The sequence below is a fragment of the Baaleninema sp. genome (assembly GCF_049974805.1).
In the GTDB taxonomy this organism is placed as follows: Bacteria; Cyanobacteriota; Cyanobacteriia; order Cyanobacteriales; family Geitlerinemataceae; genus Baaleninema.
On sequence record NZ_JBNGCO010000003.1, the window covers coordinates 66,601 to 84,969 of the forward strand.

Genomic DNA, 18,369 nt, shown 5'->3' on the forward strand with positions numbered 1-18,369 from the left:
GGCCAGGGGATGGAGTGATGGGGTGAGGAGAGAAGTTCACATCATCACATTATCCGGTCATCTCATCGCCACTCTTCTCCGTTCCCTGTAATGCGACCCCTCAAGAACAGATACAATAGAAGCGATAGCGTGCGATTCGATCGTCACAACTGCAATCGCCCTTCAAAACTACAGTTGAGAACTTCCCACACATCCCTCAAAACTGACCACTGACAACTCACTGCTCGCCGCTTCGCGGCTCACTATAAAAAGATGCCCATTAAACATCTTCCGAATTCGATCCACATCTTACGCGCTCGATTGCGTTCCTTGGCGCGTCCGTCGGTGTGGTTGTCCGCCGTGGGGGTTGCCTTAGTCCTCGGGGTGGGTTGGGAATATGCCAAACGCCTGAACTCGTCGGACAATACGAACGCAGAAACAGACAACGACACCGAGCTTTCTGGAACCGGTTCGGAATGGCAAGGAGAGCTGTCACACGAAGACGCCCAAATTGCGGCGGATATCGATAGTTCTGATGTGCTTCGGAGTTTGATGGCGGAGGCATCCCCCGCCCCGACACCCGCTTCGGGTTCTCGTCAAAGTAACGCCGCTGAAGCCCGCCGGGAAAATATCGATCGATTAATCGAGAGGATCTCGTCAGATTACGAACTTCCCGGCAGTTCGTCGAATTCCGAAGATGCCTCGGACGGTAACGTTTTTGCCTTAGATCTCTCGTCCTTTGGCTTGTTTGGCGCGTCGGACGAGGAAGAAGCCCCATCCCAGGACGCTGCTGGGTCTAACTTCTTTTTATCTCCCGCGACGGAGAGGGATACCAACTCGGGAGAAAACGACACCCTGGCAAACTTTTTGCAGTTGGATGCCGATCGATCGACCCTCCCCAGTTTCGGCCAAAACGGCCGCCAGCATTCCGCAGAAGCGGAGGACTCTGCTGAAAATCCCTCTGAAAATCCCTCGGCAAATACTGGGAACGGCCGAGAAAACAACGACACGGACGAGGGGAATGCTGCCGAGACGAACCGAGACGGACGGGCGACCTCGGCGGAAACGCTACCTTTGTTCGCCACTCCGGCGCCGTTCCCGCAGTCTTCTGAAGAGACGCCGCCGGGTTCGTCGATACCGCAGTTTACAGGCTATCCCTACAATCCCAACGCGGGAGTTCCCGAGTCCGACGATAATAGCGGCAATTCCAATCCCTACGCCAATCCTTACGGCAACCTCAACCTCAACGGAACGCCGACTCCCTCTCCTTCGACGGTTCCGACGCCGACGTATCGACGGCCGACGTTTGGGGCGACTTCTCCAACGGCGGACAACGTCAATCCTTACGATAACCTCAACGGCAACCTCAACGGAATGCCGACGACGGGAAATCCGTTTTCAGTGAATTCGGGAACGGGTTTTTCCGGTGGGGCGACGACGCCTTCGGCGACGCCTTACGCTTATCCGACTGCGCCGCCTCAACAGTTTTCAGTCCCTCGCACGCCGCCGGGACGGGCTATCGGTAATGGGGAAATTAATACTTTCGCCAATCCCTAATCGAAATCCCTAATCGAGCAAAAGTTGTATTAAATAGTCGGCGATGCGATCGCTGGCGCCGGGTTCTCCCATGCGGCGACGGCCGTTTTCAGCGATGGATTGCAGCCAGTCGGGATCGGTGAGTAACTGTTCTACGACATCGGTGATTTTTTCGGGGCGATCGAGCAAAATCAGCGACGGCCCCAACAGGCGGCTTTGAGCTTCGGCAAAGGCGGGGGTGTATTGCGGTCCGGTTCCCGGTAGGGCGATGGCGGGTTTCCCCAATCCCACAAACTGTTCGGTTGCGGTTCCCGCCATCGCGATCGCCACGTCCGCACGGCGCAAACAGTCGGCAAAAGCCCGTTGGGTGAGGATGAGGGTTGCTTTGGCCTGACTGAAGCTTCGCGCCTCGGGATCGGAGGCGGTCAGGGACGATTTGCGTTCGGCGGATTGCCAACCGTAGGTTTCGAGGACGCGACAGAAGGGATCGAGATCGAGTCCGGGGGCGATGGGGGCTAAAAAGGCGATCGCGCGGTTCGATTGGCTGTCTCGTAAAATTGCCGCCGTTTTGACGATTTGTTCCCAGTTGGTTTCGGCTTCGGGCGATCGCGATCCCGGCATCAACGCCACCGTCAACACCCGATTGGTTTCTTCCTCCTCGCTGACGGGTTCCCCTTCCAACCCGTCCATCATGGGATTGCCCAAATCGTAAGCGGGAACGTTGAATTTTTGTAAGTAACGGGTTGTCAAGCCATCGCGGGGAAATACGGCACGGCAACGTTTTCGGGTCATCAGCCAGCGTTCCCAGGGCAAATACACCGACCCCGACCAACTTTCGAGTTTTTCAAACCAAGTGCGTCGCGGTAACAGGCCGATATCGTCTCGTAGGTAATATTCCGATTTCGCTGTTCCCACAAAGGCGTAATTGACGCCACTCATCCAAGCCAGTAACAAGGGAACGATATCGCCGACGGCTAAAATCGCGCCCCCTTCCCGTCCCCAGGTTCGCACTACCCGCCGCTGGGCTAAGGTCAGTCCCACCAAGCCCCCACGCAGGTCTCGCCACAGTTGACGTCCGTCCATATAGACGAATCCGCCGGAGGGCATTTTCTTGACCGGCCCCACAATCGGCACGTCGTCGAGGTCGTTATAGGCGCGACCTTCTCCCACGAGGGGAAGTGCTGCCAGTTCCGGGGCTTGGGGATGTTGTTGGAGGCGACGCAAAATCCCCACGGCGATCGCGTCTTCTCCATGACCGTTACTCAAGCACAGTAGCTTCACGCCTAACCCAACCTTCAAGACGACGTTTTACAGGGTATCTCAATTTTGAAGCCGATCTGGCCTCGGAGGTTCAAACCGAGAGCGATCGTTTTCCCAATCCCAGAACCTCTATGTCCTCTGTCTCTAGTGTGGTGAAAGGTAAATTTGTTTCCCTCCCTACGGGCTGGAGGCGATTAAGATGGCGATCGAAACGGGTTTTAACCGACCCCTTCCAGCCTTCTCAAGTCTCATGCTCTCTCGCCGCCAAACCCTGAAATTCTTCGCGCTGACGGGCTTAATGCTCACCGCTTGCGAAGCCAGTGGCGACCGTGCCACCCTCGACACTGTAGATGAAACCCTACCAGATATGAACCTTACCAGCACTGCCTTCACCGCCAATACTGCTATTCCCCAAAAATACACCTGCGACGGACAGGATCTGTCTCCGCCGTTAAACTGGGAAGCCCCCCCAGAAGGAACGCAAAGTCTGGCCTTGATTGTGGACGATCCCGACGCCCCCATCGGCACTTTCGTCCATTGGGTGGTCTTCGATATTCCCTCGGACACGAGACAAATTGCGGAGGGAAGAGCGCCCAACGGCAGGTTTGGCAAAAACGATTTCGGCAAACAGAAGTATGGCGGCCCCTGTCCTCCGGGCGGAACCCACCGCTACTTTTTTAAGCTGTACGCTTTGGATACGACCCTCGGTCTCGAGGCGGGGGTGACGAAGGCGAAGGTTCTCGAGGCGATGGAAGGTCACGTTCTCGCCCAAGGGGAACTCGTTGGCATCTATTCCCGCCAACGCTAGTTCGGACAAGACGACGACCGATCGCAAAATTGTCTCAAACGGGCGATCGATCCTTTGCTGTCTGGGCTAGGCTGCGATCGGGATCGATCGTTGTTTTGTTAATTTTTATTAAAAAACGCGCCGATATCTTGACAAAATAGAATTTATTCATCTAATTCTCGACAGACTTGAGATCGAGGGGCGAAGAGTAGGTCTCGGTGCGATCGCTGCCCAGAAAAAGATCTAAAGATTATCGATCGAAGTCCTGAAATTCCGAGTTTGACTCGGTAAAATGCAAAGCGTTTGCTCCTGGCTGCGAAACATTTTTAAGTGTTTTTTCATCTATGTTTAATAACTTGAATTGGATAGGGTCTTAACCAGCCCCGACAACGCCCCTCTCGAAATCTAACCAGCCGACGCCAAGAATTTCCACTGTTTTCAATCGCTTGTTCGCTCTATTTTCGCCCCCAAAATTCCTCACCCATTCCAACCATGAAACGCCTACGCAACTTTTTCTGCTTTCTTTTAGGAACGGCATTTTTTCTCAGTTTAAACCTATTTTTGCCCAACATTCCCCTGTTACTCAAAGGCGTCGTCGCCGCAACGCCCAGCGAAAACGCTCTGAGACTGCACCCCCACAAATCTCTGAGTTTAAAAACCTATCCGGTGTCAGACGTGACGATCGCGACGGACAAATCCCAAAAAGCCTTAAACGGCGATCGCTTTGATACTAACGCCCCACAAATCGCTCAACGTCAAATCTTCCAACAAAACGGAACCCTCGATAACAGCGATGAAGTCTTGCGCGATCGCAGTCGGTTCGACGTTTATAGCTTTGAAGGACGAGCCGGACAAGAAGTCCGCATCCAACTCGAAAGCCGGGATTTCGACACCTACCTCATCCTTCTCGGACCCGACGATCGCCCCCTCGGGGAAAACGACGATCGCACCCGCAACGACACCAACGCCGAACTCACCGTCACCCTTCCCACCAGCGGAACCTATCGCATCGTCGCCAACGCCAGAGACGCCCGAGGACGGGGACGCTACAGCCTCAGCGTCTACGACCTAGACGCTGCTTCTCCCACCGCCAGCAAACCCGATCCCGCCAGCGTTTCTGCCCCCTCTAGCGGTTCGTTGTCCTTGACCCGAGACGAAGAAATTCTCGCCCAAGCCGATCGTCTCTACCTCCAAGGAAACCTCGCCGAAGCCGAACGACTCTATCGCCAAGTCAAACCCCCCTTTTCCAGCCAAGGCGAAATCCAAATCGCCGAACCCGTCACGGAAGAGGAACTTTCACCCGCCGCAAGTGTCTACTGGGACAACGTTCAGGACGGCTTAGCCAACGATCGAGAAAGTCAAGTCGAAGCCTCCTTAGAATTGCTTCTCGAAGAAGCCCCCGGATTCGCCCCCCCTTACGCCCTCATCGCTGAATCCCTCATCGAAAACGATCGCACCGAAGAAGCGATCGCCATGCTGGAAGACGCAACGACTCGCTTCCCCCAATCCTACGACCTGGCGCGACTCTTAGCCGAAACCCTCCGCGAAGAAGGAGAGCGCCTCGAAGCCGCCATCATCGCCCGCGAGTTCGCCATCGTCAACCCCGACCACCCCAAAGCTGAGGAAATGACCGATCTCTCCGATCGCTATCTCCGCAGCTTTCGGCGCAAAATCCGCGAAAACATCGCCCTGCGCGGTCTCGGAGGCTTAGCCGTCGGCGTCTTGACCGGACGCACCACCTCGACGATTTTCCAAGCCATCAACCTCGCCCAGTTGATGATTGCAGGGGAATCCAACCTCGGCGACCAAGTGGCTTCTCAAATTCGACAAGAACTTCCCATGCTGGACGATCCTGAAGTTCTCACCTACGTCAACGAAATCGGTCAAGATGTCGCTCAGTACATGGGACGGGACGAATTCGATTACGAGTTTTACGTGGTTCGCGACGACACCCTTAACGCTTTCGCCCTTCCTGGCGGTAAAGTCTTCGTCAACACGGGCGCCATCCAAGCGGCGCGATCGGAAGCGGAACTGGCCGGACTCCTGGGTCACGAAGTCGGTCATGCTGTCTTATCCCACGGTTTCCAACGCATCGTCACCAACAACCTCCTCTCCAACCTCGCCCGCGAAATTCCCTTCGGCGACTTGTTGGGAACCCTCGTCAGTCTCGACTACAGCCGCAAACAGGAACGTCAGTCGGATATTGTGGGAACTCGCGTCATCAACAGTGCGGGATACGCCGCCGACGGCTTGCGAAACTTCATGGAAACCCTACGCCAGCAGCAACGAGGGCCAACGATTCCCTATCTCTCGACGCACCCCGCCCCCGCCTCTCGCGTTCGCTATATGGAAGAGTTGATTCAACGCAACGGCTACGAACGTTATGCGTTTGAAGGGGTCGAACGGTTAGCCGCCATTAAAGCTCGGTTGTAATCGATTTTGTCCAAGTTCAAAACTCCCAAAACTTAACGGTTCGGACGCGCTGCGGCGCGTCCTTTTTTTGGCAGTTCGCATTCGGCATAGGCTTCCAGTACAATGACCCCAAACGCATCGGACGAAACGTTATGGCTTGGGTCGATCGCGCCTGTCAGATGACGGTTGCTCTGCTCTCGATTTGGGGACTCTCCCCATCGATCGCCACCGCTCAACTGAGTTCTCCCTCTACCGCCCCACTCACGGACGTAACCTCACCTCCCACAGCGGAACCGAAGTTAGACTGTTCGGTGACTTCCGCCGCCTCCATGTACGGCCATTTTCCCTATCCCGAAGCGCCCCAACGGGATCTCGTGTCGGTAGGAAACGGTCAATCTTTACGCGCTCCCGCCGCCGCCAGTTTCCTGGCGATGCAGCAAGCGGCCGCCCGCGATGGGGTGCAGTTGGTTCCGCTTTCGGGTTTTCGCGATCGCTCGACGCAATACAGCCTGTTTTTCGGTGGCGCCCGCCAACGGGGTCAAAGTCTCTCCCAACGGGCGCGAGTCTCGGCACCGCCGGGATACAGCGAACACCATACGGGATACGCGATCGATATCGGCGACGCCAACGCCCCAGAATACGACGTTCACCCCCACTTTGAAATGTCGATGGCGGGAATGTGGCTGCGCATCCACGCGGGAGAATACGGGTTCGAGTTATCTTTTCCTCGCACTCATCCCTGTGTCAGTTACGAACCCTGGCATTGGCGTTGGGTGGGCGATGCAGAGAGTCAAACCACCTTTGCGACAGCGCGGGATATGGTGAGAGAGGATGAGGGGATGATGAGGTGAGGGGATGAGGGGATGATGAGGTATGTTTTTTTTAATTTTTAAATTTTGGTTTTAAATTTTGGTTTTAAATTTTGGTTTTAAATTTTGAGTGTCTTACTAAAGATTATGGCTTTTATCGTGTTTACTGACCTGGACGGAACGCTCCTCAATTCTGAGGATTATCGCTACGAGGCAGCGCTTCCGGTGTTGCAGGAGTTGAAAAATCGCAAAATACCCGTGATTCCCGTAACGAGTAAAACTCGGGCGGAGGTGGAACTGTTGCGCCGACAAATTGGCTTAAACGATCCCTTTATTGTGGAAAACGGAAGCGGGGTGTTCGTGGCGCGAGGCGACGATCGCTTCGAGGTTTCTGATACGGATACTTGGGAGGGATATCACCTCAAACGCTTTGGCTTGACCTATTCCGAAGCCCGCCAGCAGTTGGCGAAGGTGGCGACTCGCTTGGGTGAGGAACTTCGCGGTTTGGGCGATTTGAGTCTTGACGAGGTGGGGGAATTCACGGGATTGTTTGGTGAGGATGCGGAACGGGCGAAAGCTCGCGATTTTACGGAACCGTTCGTGACGCCGAAAGATCTTTATCCGAAAACCCTTGAGGAAGCGGTTGCTACGGTGGGTTGTCGTGTTGTCGTGGGCGATCGCTTTTCTCATTTGATTGGGAAAAATGCGGGGAAAGGAAAGGCGGTGCGCTGGCTGATCGATCGATTTCGTCACGATACAGAAGAATTGGTGACGGTGGGGTTGGGAAACAGCCCTAACGATTTGGAACTGCTGGAAACGGTCGATCGTGCCATCGTCGTCCCCGATATGTTAGGACGTCCCCATCCTCAATTGAGCGATCGCGGCTGGGAAGTCGCCCCCAGCCACGGATGTCAGGGATGGGCGAACGCCGTCACGTCGATTTTTGAGTGAGGTTCGTCTCGAGAAGTTGAGAGTCGGCTTGCGTCGGTTGCAGCGTGGCGAAAATCGATCGATTGATGCGATCGAGGGATTCTCGTGTCGGATCGATTTTTGCGGTGACGCGCAAGCCTTTTAAGCTCGAAATTAAATATTTTGATAAGGCTTCGATGTCTCGAGATTGAGATATTTCTCCTTTTATTTGTGCGTTTTTTAAGCTATTCTGAAACGCTCTTTCAATACGCTGGAAAATCGATGAAATTATCTCTGAGATTTCGGAGTCTTGGGGGCAAAATTCAATAGCTGAGTTAACGAGAAAGCAGCCTTTTGCATCGCGATCGCACAGGCTATATTCTACGACGCCGTTAAAAAAATATATCAAATCCGCGAGGGAGGCGCTCGGGGATTCTAAGGCTTGTATAGCGGAGCCGATCGTGGTTTTATCGTAATAGTGCAGAACCTCGCAAAAGAGCGATCGCTTATCGCCAAAGGTATCGTATAAACTTCCTCGATGTACTCCCGTACTCTGCACGAGAATTTGAATGGAAGTGCCTTCGTATCCGTATAACCAAAAAGCTGTCATCGCTTTTTCTAATACGTATTCTCTCTCGAACTCTTTACAACGTGCCATAGGAAACAAACTAACCTAAACAGAACCAATTTGTCTTGAAGATTTAACGTTTCAAGCGACTATTGAAGCTATCATTGAGGGTCTAAATCTGTTGAAATTCATCGATGAATAGGTGAATTTCTCTAGTGCAGTTCTCGATACGACAACGAATTTCAGTCAGTTGTACTGTTATTTTACCGAATTTTCTGCCCGTTCGTCGGCATCCTATCCTTGCCAACAGTCTCTTCAACTCCTCGATCGCTCGTACTCCATCGGTTCTACCTTCGCACTAAAATAATGAAATCTCGTGTTTGACCAAGTTTTTGCCTAAGTCTGAAGCGTTTAGAAAAACTGCTGTTTGAGATCGCGATGGAGTCAGTCTCGCACTCTACGGAACAGCGATGCTGCGAGAAACTCGTGGGGAAACGAGGAGACCGCTGGAAAATCTCAAGGGCGATCGCGCAAAGTCGACATTTCTTCCTCGACTCGTTGGAGAACTTGCGTTAACGCGGGCAAAACTTCCAAGGTTTTATGAGAGAGGCTGGGGTTGCGCTCGTAGGCGAAACGAATTTCTTGGAGCTTTTTTTGCAGCGTTTGGGCGGTGAGGAGAACTTCTTGGCTGAGATCGATAAGTTTTTGTTGGTTGTAAAACTTTAACGCTGCCCCTCGTAAAACTTGTAACGTCGCCTCTTCGCCGTGTTTTCCGCGCATGACTCGCAGTTTGAGCAACACCCGCGTCCCGTTGTAGAGACGCTCGAGTTCGACTTCTTTTTGTTGGCGGACGGGAAGCAGTGGTAAATCGGCAAATCGTTTGAGTTCGTTAATAATGCTTTGAAAAATTTCGAGCGGTAAGTCGTCGAGTACTGATTGAGGAACGCCGTCTTGACTCCACAAAATTCGTCCGCTATTTTCCTTCCGTGCGAAATGCAACCGTCCGATTCCACCCATCAACACTCGGGCGAGTAATTCGGGAACGATTTGAGCGGGGGGAAGGGCGGCTAAAAAATTCACGGGACTGGCGAGATATCGCGTTTGAATTTTTAAAGGGGGAATTTCCGGGGAGATTTTTGGAGTTTCTGAAGTGTCCTCCTCTCGAACGGGTTCGCGATCGGGGGTGCTATCGGTCGTGTGGTTGAGATAGGCGGAGAGAATGGCTTGATGTTCGCGGGCGGAAATGCTTTGAGGAACGATCGAACAGTTGAGATAGCTCAGGAGTTGACGTAGGTATTCGAGGGCGGCGGTGTCGTCGGGATCGACCATGCCTAGATAAATGCGGCTCCCTTCCATTGAAAGAGGAATGGCTTGATGGTACAGACAAACTTCAAAGGGAATGAGTTTGTCAATGGAATTGAAAATCCAATCGGAGTTCATGGAAGTCTCATACGAGAATTCACGGAGGGGACACCCTCCAAGCTGGGACAGACGCACGCCGATGACTCCTGAATGGCTAGGATGCGATCGCAGGGGGAATGCAACAGGCTTCTGAGACCAAAATGGTTCAGGGGCAAGTCAAAAGAACTGGGAACTTCAAAATAGGCGGCTTTGACGGGATGGCAGAATGGGAGTCCCCCGTTCGATCGCGATCGGCCAAACTCTCCTTATCTTAAGTTTTATTTCTGGGTCTGACAGGAATTTATTCCGTAGAATTACGGATTTGCTGGGCGCTGAGGTAGAGTTTGCTCCACTCTCCCATCACTTGACTGGTTTTGAGATCGAGACTGTTCGCGATGCGATCGGGCGTCTCTCCAGCTTTCAAGCGTTCGAGAATTTGTTGCTGTTGGGGGTTGAGTCGCTCGAGGAATTGTTGCCATTGGTTGGGGGTTAAGCCCAATTGATGGTCTTGTAAGGAGATCTTCAACCAATTGGCTACCAATTCGGGAGATTGTTTGAGAGCAAAGACGCGAATGGCGTGATAGCTCACTTTTTCCCGCAGGCGGTAGATGTCTTTAACGGGAACGTCGAGTTGCTTGGCGATGTGGTCTTGGGAATATCCTTGAAGATAGAGGGTGAGCCATTGGGCGGCTAGGGAACTGACGTTTTCTTTGAGGTATTGGGCGAACTCCCGCGCGACGAGATCTCGTAAGGTTTGCTGTTCTTCCCAGATGCGATCGCTATCGTATCGCTCTAGGGTTTGGGCGTCGATGAGGTTAACGGTATCGTCGCTGTCGGAGGGGGCGACTTCTGCTGACACCAACCGCACGAGTTCGGCGGTGGGAACTTGCGTCAACCCCCCCCGCTGCGCTCGCCGCAGGTAGTTGACGAAGCGATACACCAGTAATGGTTGGTTGCGAACCGGACGCAGACAGTATTCTTCCAAACTCGCCAGGACGAGGGCGTTTCGCCAACGGGAACTGTCGGTACAGGCGGCGATTCGATCCATTTCTCGGCGCAGGTATCGATCGCTATCGAGCATTTCTTGGATCACTTCTTGCACCACGTCCACTACGGTACGCCGTCGGTCCCGACTCAGCGCCACCCAGGTGCGAATTTTGTTGCGCAGCAGTACCAAACTTCCTAAGCGTCGCACGAGATGGCGGTATCCGGCTTCTGGGGAAACGTTGAGATATCGCTGACGCAGGATGTCGTAGCGAAATTCCATCGATTGTTCGGCGATTTGGCGTCGCGCCTCGTCGAACTCGTCGAGGCGATCGCGATCGCTCCCGAGCAGCCAACACACAATACCCTCGTAGGTTTGGCTCGCTCGATCGGGATGTTCTCGCTCTAGGCGCGATCGCCACTGACGCGCTAACGCTTCCGCTCTCCCCATCAGGTTTGGTCCCTTTCTCTGCTGTACGCTTTTCTTCTCTTTTTATCCTATTGCGATCCGAAGGCGATCGCGATGGTCTTCGCGGCTTTCTTGACTTTCCCCGTTTTCCTCCCAGGTTTTTCCACTACAACGCGATGAGCCTAGCTGAGACAGCTAGGCTCTTATATACAAAACGATAGGTTGTTCAACGAATAATCGATAGTTTTAGCTTCTCGGCGACGCTCCGTCTTCGCGCCTTCCGAGCCTACAGTGACCTCGCACGGACGGCTTGCCGTGCTACTTGTGTCCTCCCCTCGCCCACCCCGATGCCAAAGCTCGACAAATCGAGTAACTCCAGTTCTACGGCGTTAGAGGCGGGCGGTTTTGGGGAGCAACCGAATCAGCACCAGACCCTTTGTTGAGATAGGTTTGTTTCTAGTGCCACCCCGAACAAGCGGGCGGTCGAAGGAATAGGGGTCCAGCAATTAACCAAACAGTAACGTTATCTGACGATAAGGTTTACACGCGATCACTGGGGACTCCACATTCAAAATCCTGCATCGTCTGGTCTTTCCGGACTTCAGGTATGGTTTAACTCCGCACTGGGCGGGCGTACCACTCATGGGCGGCGGTACAGGTTGGAGTGCAGCGACAAGACAACCAGCGGGACGAACACTGAGCCGTTGTCTCTTTCCCGATTCGAGCGAACCTTGCTGTTTTTTCGCTCTACAGTGTTCGATATTTAAACTAACATAATTTTCGGTTATGGCAACTATAACTTAACCTAAATTTACATTTCCCGATTTCCCTTCACAACCCGAAAAAATCTGTTATAGTAGAAAACGCCTGAGAAAAAAACGGCTTGGTAGCTCAGTTGGTCAGAGCAGGGGACTCATAAGCCCAAGGTCGTCGGTTCAAGTCCGACCCGAGCCACTTCTTTAAAAGTGACACCCCCCAGAGTGCGGTTGCTGTAATTCTTGACTGAGCGTCAGTTCGAGGCTGTTGCGGCGATCGCGCTCTGGGGTTTTAAGGTTTTCTCAAATCGCTCTTGCCTCCCGCCTCGTTAAACTAACGGACGGACGAGAGGGATACTGAAAGCTCTAGACGCCACCTAAAAAATCGAAAAAATATCTCAAAATCGTTATGACTATGATAGAGTTGTAACAGTTCGTAACTGAAAGGGTTGCGAACGCAAGGTTCGATCGAGCAGTCGATCGAAGCCATCAGCCTTGGAGAACCCCATAAAAGGAGAAACTATCAATGACTCAAGAAGGATGCCTTCGTGTCGGTCAAGCCGCCCCTGACTTCAGCGCCACGGCGGTGGTCGATCGAGAATTCAAAACCATTAAACTGTCTGACTATCGCGGCAAATACGTCGTTCTGTTCTTCTATCCTTTAGACTTTACCTTCGTTTGCCCGACGGAAATCACCGCCTTCAGCGATCGCTACGAAGATTTCAGCAAACTGAACACCGAAATTCTGGGTGTTTCCTGCGATAGCGAATTCTCTCACCTGGCTTGGATTCAAACCGATCGCAAATCCGGCGGTGTCGGCGACCTGAACTATCCTCTGGTGTCCGACTTCAAAAAAGAAATCAGCTCCGATTACAACGTCCTCGACCCCGATGCGGGCGTGGCCTTGCGCGGTCTGTTCCTCATCGACAAAGACGGCATCGTCCAACACGCCACCATCAACAACCTGGCCTTTGGTCGCAACGTAGACGAAACCCTGCGTACCCTGCAAGCGATTCAATACGTCCAAGAACACCCGGACGAAGTTTGCCCCGCTGGTTGGACGCCTGGCGAACGCACCATGAAACCCGATCCCGTGGGTTCCAAAGAATACTTCGCCGCGATCTAGTTCGATCGTTTCAAAGCGAACTGCTCGAAACGCTTTGAGCGTAGACTTTTCGAGCGTGGGAAACCCCAACGCGACCCGTTATCTTCACGAGCGGCGATCGCGCTGGGGTTTCTTGAATTGTTTTTTAAATCAATAACCGGGTTTCTGGACCGACAACTGCCTAACCCCTGAAATTGTTTTTTAAATCAATACAACCCCCCTCGTCAATTCAGACAATTACAGTTATTTTTTAAGAATCCAATACAACGCCCCATTCAAGCCAAGAAAAAACCCAAATATGGGTTGTAAAATTTAATCGAAAAGGGGAATCCACCATGCTGAAATCAATTCAACTCACATCGACCGACTTTCGCGGCTTGCTGACGCCGCGATTTTTCAAAAACTTTCTTCCCTTCCCCGCCACGAACCAATCCTATTACGAAGTGGGGACTCCAGATTTCGAGTTACCCGACATCACCAACGGACGGCGGGTTCACCTGCGGGACTATCGGGGCAAACAGCCCGTCCTCTTGGCATTTACGCGGATTTTTACCGAGAAACAATACTGTCCCCTGTGCTTTCCCCACATCGTGCAATTGAACGAGCAGTACGAAAAGTTTCAAGAGCTGGGGATAGAAGTGTTGATGATAACCAGCACCGACGACCGACAAAGTAAAATAGTGGTGCGCGACTTAGGTTTAAAACTCCCTTTGTTGAGCGATTCCGAGTGTAAGGTTTTTCGAGCCTATCGTGTCGGCCAAGCCCTCGGCGCTCCCTTACCCGCGCAATTTCTGTTAGATATACAGGGTAAGTTGCGGTACAAACACCTATTTTCCTTTCTCGAGCCGAACGCGCCGACAGAATTGTTGTTAGAAAAAGCCCAGAACCTGGCGGAAGCGAAAACCCCCGTGGGCGGCTAATACGCGAGGCTCTAAGTGCGATCGAGAAACGGTTGCAGGAGATCGAGGATTAAATCGAGGCGGAAATCCTCGACGAGTTGCGTCATATCGCGAATCAAATCTTTGCGCAGCGACACCGTCCTCTCGTCGAGATCCTCGATCGAAACCCTATCCAGCAACCGACGAACCTGCGACTCATCTGCGATCGCCGCCGCGCGATCGAGCTGTTGCAACCAAGCCTGTGGCATCGTCGCCAGAGCCTCCCGCAAGCGTTGACTTCCCGAAGAACTCGACTCCCTCGATCCCTCTACCGTCCCGTTTTCCTCGTACCCGTTTCCCTCGTACCCGTTTCCCTCGTACCCGTTTCCCTCATAAACGTACTCCACATCGAGATAACGAGCGATGATGGCAAACAAAACCGCAGACGTAATCGGCTTGCGAATATACTCATCGCAATCGACGGCGAAACACTGACGGCGTTCCGACTCGAAGGCGTTAGCGGAGGTGGCCACGATAGGAGTCCGCCGCCGCTGAAGGAAACGGCGTTCCAGGGTGCGAATGCGCTTAGTGGCTTCGTAACCGTCGAGGCGAGGCATTCGCAAATCCATCAAAATCAGATCCGGGGCGTCTTCTTGCCAGCAACGAACCACCGCTTCGCCGTCTCTGGCTTCGAGGGTCTCGAATCCCACCGCTTCGAGCCATTGTAAGAGTAACAGTCGGTTGTCCGAGGTGTCGTCTGCCACCAAAATACGATAGGGCCGACAGTGGGGCGCCAAACCCACCACCGCTGCTGTCGAGGAAGCGTCGCGAGACGATCGATCGCCCTCGGCGTCTGGAGGGGGGAAAGATCGATCGAGGGCGATGTCAAACCGAACCCGAGTTCCGATTCCCAGTTGGCTCGTCAGGGTCATATCGCCTCCCATCAACTGCACGAAGCGGCGACCGATGGCCAATCCCAACCCCGTCCCCTGTTGCGATCGCCGTCCGCTTTCCGACTGAACAAAGGGATCGAACACCGTTAACGCCTCCTGTTCGGCGATACCGCATCCCGTATCGGCCACCTCGAAGGCGAGTTTCTCCCCCTCCGAGGTGGAGGTTTCGCGCCACAGGTGCAGGGTCACGCCTCCCGTGTCCGTGAATTTAAACGCATTTCCGAGGAGATTCGTCAGAACCTGTTCCAGTTTGCGGCGATCGGTTCGGATCGATCGGGGAACCTCGGGAGCGCGATCGATTGTAAAATCCAGGTGTTTCGCCTGCGCCTGCAACGCAAACCGTTCTCGCAGTCGAGCCAGCAGCGACTCGAGATCGAAACCATCGATCTCGAGAGTCACGCGATTGGCTTCAATTTTCGAGATGGAGAGAACGTCGTTAATCAACTCCAACAAATGCTCGCCGTTGCGGTTGATAATATCGAGTCGTTCCCGTTGACTGGGCGTCGTCTCGCCGTCGAATCGCAGCAGTTGCGCGAAACCGAGAATGGCGTTGAGGGGAGTTCGCAACTCGTGGCTCATATTGGCCAAAAACGTACTTTTGGCTTGGTTGGCCGCTTCAGCGGCGTCTTTTGCCTCTTGCAATGCCACTTCGGCCTGTTTGCGATCGGTAATATCGGTAAGAGTTCCCACGAATCCCACCAGTTGACCCTGAGCGTCAACATCTGGCATCGCTTGGCCCCACACCCAGACCGTTTTTCCATCCGGATGGAGAAACCGATATTCCAGTTGAAAGACTTGCTGGTGTTCCATCGCCTGCTGCCAAGTCTCGAGGACGATCTCGAGATCCTCGGGATGCAACAGGGTTATCCAACCTCGACCCAACAGATTGCTGGTAGAGCGTCCCAGCAGGGTGCAGCAGTGTTGGTTGACGTAACTACAAATCCCTTGGGGATCGGCTTTAAAAATGCCGACTGGGGAAATTTCCGCGAGGGTGGCGTAACGACGCTCGCTTTCGAGTAATGCCAAATCGGCCACTTTGCGATCGGTAATATCTTGAACCTGGGCAATAATATAGAGCGGTCGATCGAGACTGTCCCGTATCAGAGAAACGCTCAGCAAGCCCCACACCAAACCGCCATCCTTATGGAGGTAGCGTTTCTCGATATGGTAATAGGCGATTTCGCCTTCAAGGAGTCGTCGAGCGTACTCGAGATCCATATCGAGATCCTCGGTGGCGCTGATATCCCGAACCGTGAGCCGTTGCAATTCGGTTTCGCTGTAGCCGAGCATTTGGCACAAGGCGGCGTTGGCTTCGAGTATATGGCCGTTGGGGGAGACTAGTGCCATCCCGACGGCGGCGGTATCGAAGGCACTGCGAAACCGTTGTTCGCTTTGGCGAAGAGCTTCTTCAGCTTGTTTGCTGTGACTGATGTTGCGAATCACCACCAGGACTTCTCCCGTTCCCCGGACTTGCACGAAGCGAGATTCGTAGCAGCCCGCCCCCCGAGACGGCGGTAAAGAGAATTCGAGATGGACTACCGACTCAGTTTTCAGGGCTTTTTGAAGGGCAGATTCGATCGCTTGGGCGGCCGGTTCGGGCCAAATTTCTCGAATCGATCGACCGATGGCCTCCTCCCGAGGATTCGAGAGTCCGTCCTCCGGGGTGGCAGAACAGTCGAGGATCGTACCGTCGGCAGACAGTCGCACCACCGCATCGGGAAACGCCTCGAACATAGCTTCGATTTCGCGATTGCGGGTGCGTAAGGCGGCTTCGCTCTGTTGGAGGCGATCGGCGTCCCGTTTGCGGTCGGTGATATCCCGAGACACGCTAATCAAACAACTCTGTCCGTTAAGGTCGCAGCGTTCGGCGGATACTTGAAAAGTGCGAATTTCGCCGGATTTAATACGGGTATTCACTTCCAGCAGTTGGAAGGAGCCGTCTCGTTGCAAGGATTGCTGTGCCTCGTCGATATGGTCGCACTGCACCATCCACCCCAACTCCGAGTTGGTTTTGCCGATAACGTCTTCGCGGCGGTAGCCGTTGGCTCGTAAAAACGCTTCGTTCACTTCCAAATAGCGGCCTTCAGGCCAAGAGAGGATGGCGATACCGTCGGGATTGCTGTGAAAGATTTTGGCAAATTTGGTTTGTGAGGCTTGCAGTGCGGTTTTCGTAAATTCCAGGGCTTGTTGTAACTGCAAGGCGGTTCGATCGAACGAGGCGGCCAAATCTTGCAGTTCGGTAATGGGGGTGGCGGTCTCGAAGCACTGCTGCCAATGGCCATCTGCCAGACTGTGGCTGGCTTTTTGGAGGCGTCGCACTGGTCGGGAAATCCAATTGGCGGTTCGCACGCCGAGGACGGTGGCGATGGCGCCGGCTAAGAGGCACAAGGCGAGGGTGGTGCGGGTATTTTCTTGGATTTGCGTCATGAAATCCGACTCGGGTACCACCACCACGATCGACCAATTCAGACTGTATTCGTCTCGGTATTGGGTCGTTTGTACGAAATAACGTTCGCCGTTCCAGTTGAGACGGCAGATCTGACAAGTTGAAAGATTGGCTAAATTATCGACCTGTTGGCTGAGGTGTCGTGCGGTGGCTCGCGTGAGGGGGTCGCGACTTTCTGTCCCGGGGAGGCGCACCAGATATCCGTTGTCTTTGACTTCGAGATAGGGACGTTCGAGGGTGGAACTGGCGACGAGGTTGCCCGAGGGTTCGACGATAAACGCCTGTCCCGAGGGGGAAAAGTCGAGTTGGTCGAGAAAGCGACTGATTCCCGAGAGGGCAACGTCGGCCGAGAAGACGCCGAGGAAGTTTCCCGCGTCGTCGTAGGCGGGGGCGGTGGCGGTGACCCCGGCGCAGGTCAACCCTTCCCAGGCGAAGATATCCGTCCAAATCTGTTTGTTGAAGGTGGTAGCGTCGCGATACCAAGGGCGGCGGCGGGGGTCGGAGACGGCGATCGATCTCAGGGGGGTAATGGATTCGCCGCGATTGTCGAGGAGATCTTCGTGACGGGTGTTGAGGTCGGAAGGGCGAATTTCTCCGAGGCTGATGGTGTTGGGAGGTAAGACGACGCCAGTCAGGTCGCGACTGACGCCCAGCCATTGACCCTCGGGGGTCGTGAAGTGAACTCTCGTGACGCGATCGAAGGTGGTCATTTCGTGCCAGAGGTGACGTTCGAGGTCGTCGAGGTCCTCGGGGTCGAGATGGCCGTAGCGAATTTGGCGAATGCTGTTGGCGACGATGCGATGGGGATTGTGGAGATAGGTATCGAGTCGATCGCGCACTTGTACGGCTACGCGATCGAGCAGTTGTCCGGCTACCTCTTCCACGGCTTGACGTCCGTTGCGAAAGGACAAGTAACCAGTCAGACTGACGGTGAGTAGAATTTGCGTGAGAAACGGCACCACGAGAACCGCTCGCAGCGACACCGAAAACGGTCGTTTCGCGTTCTGGGACGAGGAGAACGGTAATTTCACAGGAGTTTCACGGAAGTCAGGAACGGCTCTTGGGGGGTGGCGATCGCACCGCAACGAAGTCGGTCGGCGATTCTTTTGGCGATTCTTTTATGGTAGCGACCCCGCCAGGGTACAGCCATGTTAAGAAATCCTGTCGAGAGCGCCGGG

14 protein-coding genes and 1 tRNA gene are annotated in these 18,369 nt (G+C 53.8%); 9 read left to right on the forward strand and 6 right to left on the reverse strand.

The annotated features are described in order from the left end of the window. Positions 1-252: 252 nt before the first annotated feature. Entirely contained in the window at positions 253-1,536 is a 1,284-nt protein-coding gene (locus ACP5D4_RS01325) for a hypothetical protein (RefSeq protein ID WP_428009814.1), read from the forward strand. Between the two features lie 9 nt (positions 1,537-1,545). Here ACP5D4_RS01325 and ACP5D4_RS01330 read toward each other — a convergent pair whose 3' ends face one another. After that, entirely contained in the window at positions 1,546-2,796 is a 1,251-nt protein-coding gene (locus ACP5D4_RS01330) for a lipid-A-disaccharide synthase-related protein (RefSeq protein ID WP_428009846.1), read from the reverse strand. A gap of 178 nt (positions 2,797-2,974) precedes the next feature. On the opposite strand from ACP5D4_RS01330, the gene ACP5D4_RS01335 reads away from it, so the two are divergent. The 4 genes from ACP5D4_RS01335 to ACP5D4_RS01350 all read left to right on the forward strand — a co-directional run bounded on the left by ACP5D4_RS01335 (position 2,975) and on the right by ACP5D4_RS01350 (position 7,734). Next, positions 2,975-3,583 (forward strand): YbhB/YbcL family Raf kinase inhibitor-like protein, encoded by a 609-nt coding sequence (locus ACP5D4_RS01335; RefSeq protein WP_428009815.1) that lies wholly within the window; start codon positions 2,975-2,977, stop codon positions 3,581-3,583. Between the two features lie 471 nt (positions 3,584-4,054). Then, on the forward strand, positions 4,055-5,995 hold the full coding sequence (locus ACP5D4_RS01340; RefSeq protein WP_428009816.1) for a M48 family metalloprotease: 1,941 nt from the start codon (positions 4,055-4,057) through the stop codon (positions 5,993-5,995). 131 nt (positions 5,996-6,126) lie between these two features. Beyond that, complete coding sequence (locus ACP5D4_RS01345; RefSeq protein WP_428009817.1) at positions 6,127-6,825, forward strand: M15 family metallopeptidase; 699 nt, start codon at positions 6,127-6,129, stop codon at positions 6,823-6,825. Between the two features lie 105 nt (positions 6,826-6,930). Beyond that, complete coding sequence (locus ACP5D4_RS01350) at positions 6,931-7,734, forward strand: HAD-IIB family hydrolase (protein ID WP_428009818.1); 804 nt, start codon at positions 6,931-6,933, stop codon at positions 7,732-7,734. Here ACP5D4_RS01350 and ACP5D4_RS01355 read toward each other — a convergent pair. Then, complete coding sequence (locus ACP5D4_RS01355) at positions 7,715-8,350, reverse strand: TetR/AcrR family transcriptional regulator (protein ID WP_428009819.1); 636 nt, start codon at positions 8,348-8,350, stop codon at positions 7,715-7,717. The genes ACP5D4_RS01350 and ACP5D4_RS01355 overlap by 20 nt on opposite strands. A gap of 112 nt (positions 8,351-8,462) precedes the next feature. On the opposite strand from ACP5D4_RS01355, the gene ACP5D4_RS01360 reads away from it, so the two are divergent. Further along, positions 8,463-8,627 carry a hypothetical protein gene (locus ACP5D4_RS01360; RefSeq protein ID WP_428009820.1) on the forward strand — a complete coding sequence of 55 codons (165 nt, stop codon included), beginning with the start codon at positions 8,463-8,465 and terminating at the stop codon, positions 8,625-8,627. A gap of 149 nt (positions 8,628-8,776) precedes the next feature. Here ACP5D4_RS01360 and ACP5D4_RS01365 read toward each other — a convergent pair whose 3' ends face one another. Both ACP5D4_RS01365 and ACP5D4_RS01370 read right to left on the reverse strand, forming a co-directional pair. Continuing rightward, positions 8,777-9,700, reverse strand: a complete 924-nt coding sequence (locus tag ACP5D4_RS01365) for a hypothetical protein (RefSeq protein ID WP_428009821.1) — start codon at positions 9,698-9,700, stop codon at positions 8,777-8,779. Positions 9,701-9,962: 262 nt separating this feature from the next. Further along, the gene (locus ACP5D4_RS01370; protein WP_428009822.1) at positions 9,963-11,096 is read right to left on the reverse strand and encodes a HetZ-related protein 2; all 1,134 of its coding nucleotides are present in this window, start codon (positions 11,094-11,096) and stop codon (positions 9,963-9,965) included. A gap of 838 nt (positions 11,097-11,934) precedes the next feature. Between ACP5D4_RS01370 and ACP5D4_RS01375 the strand changes: the two genes are divergently transcribed. From ACP5D4_RS01375 to ACP5D4_RS01385, 3 genes are all read left to right on the forward strand, one after another. Beyond that, positions 11,935-12,008, forward strand: a tRNA-Met gene (locus tag ACP5D4_RS01375). Between the two features lie 327 nt (positions 12,009-12,335). Then, a complete protein-coding gene (locus ACP5D4_RS01380; protein ID WP_428009823.1) occupies positions 12,336-12,935 on the forward strand; it encodes a peroxiredoxin in 600 nt (199 codons plus the stop codon). 314 nt (positions 12,936-13,249) lie between these two features. After that, a complete protein-coding gene (locus tag ACP5D4_RS01385; RefSeq protein ID WP_428009824.1) occupies positions 13,250-13,834 on the forward strand; it encodes a peroxiredoxin family protein in 585 nt (194 codons plus the stop codon). Positions 13,835-13,845: 11 nt separating this feature from the next. Here ACP5D4_RS01385 and ACP5D4_RS01390 read toward each other — a convergent pair whose 3' ends face one another. Beyond that, a complete protein-coding gene (locus tag ACP5D4_RS01390; protein ID WP_428009825.1) occupies positions 13,846-18,222 on the reverse strand; it encodes a PAS domain S-box protein in 4,377 nt (1,458 codons plus the stop codon). Further along, positions 18,219-18,341, reverse strand: coding sequence for a hypothetical protein (locus tag ACP5D4_RS01395; RefSeq protein ID WP_428009826.1), 123 nt, complete (start codon positions 18,339-18,341; stop codon positions 18,219-18,221). Before ACP5D4_RS01395 ends, ACP5D4_RS01390 begins: the two co-directional genes overlap by 4 nt. Between the last annotated feature and the right edge of the window lie 28 nt (positions 18,342-18,369).